This is a genomic window from Peribacillus sp. NPDC058002 (assembly GCF_042886655.1).
In the GTDB taxonomy this organism is placed as follows: domain Bacteria; phylum Bacillota; class Bacilli; order Bacillales; family DSM-1321; genus Peribacillus; species Peribacillus aracenensis.
The window spans coordinates 1-3,061 of sequence record NZ_JBHVQU010000345.1; the positions used below are offsets into that span (position 1 = coordinate 1).

Here is a 3,061-nt window from a genome sequence, read left to right on the forward strand (position 1 = left end):
TTCCGCAACTGTAACTGTACGTTTAGCTTGATGTTTTACAGCATCTTTAACATCCTCAATCATCTTACCATCTTGTCCGACTGTTACACTTGTTCCATATGGATTTCCGCCTGCACCAAATAGTACCGGATCCGAATAACCAGGAGTAGCAATGATAGCACCCCAGTGCATCATAGAAGTGTATAAGGATAACAATGTAGCTTCTTGACCGCCATGTGGGTTTTGTGCAGAAGTCATCGCACTCACTACTTTATTCACTGTCTTACCGCTTGCCCAAAGCCCACCTTGGATATCGAGGAATTGTTTCATTTGTGATGGCATATTCCCAAAACGTGTTGGGACACTGAAGATAATAGCATCTGCCCATTCAAGGTCAGCTGATGTTGCGACTGGAACGTCTTTTGTTGCTTCGACAGTTGCTTTCCATACTTCATTTCCTTGTATAACAGATTCAGGAGCTAATTCTTGTACTTTTAATACTTTCACTTCAGCACCTGCTTCTTTTGCTCCTTCTTCAGCCCATTTTGCTAATTGATAATTCGTTCCACCCATACTGTAAAATACCACTGCTAATTTAACGTTTGACATATTTTCCATCTCCTTTGATTTACCAAATAATTTATTTAAAAATCCCATAAATTACACCTTCTTTTTAAATGCAGATATCTTCTATAGTATCCCTCAGCATAGGCATAAATATTATTTGCTAGATAAAATCCATTTTGATTAATCCTTTTTTCAAAATGGATTCTTACCTTAAATAGTTTTCCACTTTTCTTCGTAAATATCTGTTTCGGTTAATATTTTCCCTTTTATTCTTTGATGAATTCCTTTGTACTTCTCACTGTTTCAATTGGACGAACTAATTTTTCTATTTCTGTACGTTTAGGCTCTAAGAATGGAGGTAAAGATAATTTTTCACCAAGGGTTTCATAAGGTTCATCTCCCATGAAACCAGGACCATCTGTAGCAAACTCAAATAAAATTTGCGGTGCAACTCTTGCGTATAATGACTCAAAAAAGTGACGGTTTACATAACCGGATGTATGGAACCCAAAACCATTCATCCGTTCAATCCACTCTTCTAATACAGAGCGATCCTCTACACGTAATGCCGCATGGTGAACCGTACCAAAACCTTGCCGGGCTTCAGGAAGAATGGCATTATATTCTACAATGACCGAGGCACCATTCCCGCCTTCCCCCACTTCAAATAAATGAAATGGCCCTTCTTTATCTGTTTCTTTAAATAATAGGACTTTTTCCATCATTTCTATAAAGTAATCAAAGTCCGCAATACGGACAAAAATCGGTCCTAAACCAGTAATTGCATATTCCAGTGGAATTGGACCTTTTTGCCATGGTGTTCCAGATTCCACCCCTTTGTTGAATTCATCTGAAATCAATTGATATTGCTGATCATCAAAATCAATGAAAGAGAGGGTTTTCTTGCCAAATTGCTCTTTGATGCCAGTATGTTTGACTTCTAAACGATCAAAACGTTTTACCCAATAGTTTAATGATTCATCACTCGGTACACGGAAAGATGTTTTTGAAATCTCATTTGTACCATGTATGCCTTTAGGAATGCCGGGGAAATCAAAGAAAGTCATGTCTGTGCCTGCGCTGCCTTTATCATCTGCAAAGAATAAATGATAGGTTTGAATATCATCTTGATTTACCGTTTTTTTAACTAAACGCATACCTAAAACAAAAGTGAAAAATTCATAGTTCTTTTCTGCACTACTTGTAATAGCTGTTACATGGTGTATTCCTTTTAGACCGTTCATTATATATTCCTCCAAGATTTAATTTAAGATTAAAGGTCGCAATTTTTCTTCGATCTCTTTGCGATTTGGCTCCAAAAATGGTGGAAGTGATAGTTTTTCCCCCATTGTTTCCATTGGTTCATCTGTCGCAAATCCTGGTGTATCCGTTGATAATTCAAATAATATACCATTGGGTTCCCTGAAATATAATGCCTTGAAGTAATACCGTTCCACTTTCCCTGAATTCGATAAGCTGTATTCTTTCAAACGCTCTGCCCATTGATCATATTCTTCCTCATTCGGAACGCGGAAGGCAACATGGTGAACACCTCCACGACCTAAGCGGACTCTTGGCAAATCTGGTCTTGTTTCAATATGAACTTCCGTACCGCTGCCGCCTTCACCCGTTGCATAAATCAATATATCTGGATAATCCCCTTCAAGTGAAGGATAAGAACCGGTAAATCGAAATCCCATAACTTCTGTTAAAACACCGATTGTTGGTTCTGCAATTGCGACTGTAAGGGTAACAGGTCCTAAACCAATAATGGCGTGTTCCATTGGAATGTCATCCTTTTTCCAAGGAATACCCGCTCTCACACCTTTTTCATCGTTATCGGCTACCAGTATTAAGCGGGTCCCCTCGAAATCTCTGAAAGCCAATGTTTCACGATTTGCTCTTTTTTGAATATCATCATGTTCAACCCCAAATTGTTTAAAACGTTCTTTCCAAAATAACAATGAATCTGACTTTCTAACCCTTAGTGATACGGTAGAAATATCTGAAGTTCCCCTGTATGTTTGTCCAAGATGAGGAATGTCAAAGAACGTAACTTCAGTTCCTGGGGTTCCTTCCGCGTCAGCATAGAATAGGTGATAGGATTCTGTATTATCTTGGTTAACCGTTTTCTTTACCAATCTCATTCCTAAAATTTTTGTATAAAATTCATAATTTTTTTCCGCTTTTCCTGTTAATATCGATACATGATGTAGTCCTAAGAGTTCCATCTCATTTCACTCCTGTCACAATATTTGTATACCACTCAGCTGCGGTTTCAACCTCTCAATGGACAATTGATGTTCCCTATTTTCCCAATGAATCTAATAAAGATTGCATTTCAACTGATTTCAATGGTGATATTAATGGATCGTTTGTTCCAGTTAACCTAGCTAACTTAATTTGCCCATTTAAAATGGCTAACACATGTCGAATATTTTATTTTAAATTTAAATAATCTTTAATTTGAGGTATTTGTATTTTAGAATAAAAATGAATCTAAAGCATATTGACC

3 protein-coding genes are annotated in these 3,061 nt (G+C 37.3%); all 3 read right to left on the minus strand.

Annotated features, from left to right (window positions below; genetic code table 11):
- Positions 1 to 588 (minus strand): NAD(P)H:quinone oxidoreductase (gene wrbA, locus ACFVSH_RS24755; protein WP_387708395.1); only part of this gene is annotated, 588 nt, incomplete at its 3' end.
- Positions 589 to 812: 224 nt separating this feature from the next.
- The gene (locus ACFVSH_RS24760; protein ID WP_387708397.1) at positions 813 to 1,790 is read right to left on the minus strand and encodes a ring-cleaving dioxygenase; all 978 of its coding nucleotides are present in this window, start codon (positions 1,788 to 1,790) and stop codon (positions 813 to 815) included.
- A gap of 18 nt (positions 1,791 to 1,808) precedes the next feature.
- Positions 1,809 to 2,777 carry a ring-cleaving dioxygenase gene (locus tag ACFVSH_RS24765; protein ID WP_387708399.1) on the minus strand — a complete coding sequence of 323 codons (969 nt, stop codon included), beginning with the start codon at positions 2,775 to 2,777 and terminating at the stop codon, positions 1,809 to 1,811.
- Positions 2,778 to 3,061: the final 284 nt, after the last annotated feature.

Excerpts from the sequence above, each read along its gene's own strand:
- ACFVSH_RS24760 (WP_387708397.1), bottom strand. The coding sequence starts at position 1,790 with ATGAACGGTCTAAAAGGAATACACCATGTAACAGCTATTACAAGTAGT.
- ACFVSH_RS24765 (WP_387708399.1), bottom strand. The coding sequence starts at position 2,777 with ATGGAACTCTTAGGACTACATCATGTATCGATATTAACAGGAAAAGCG.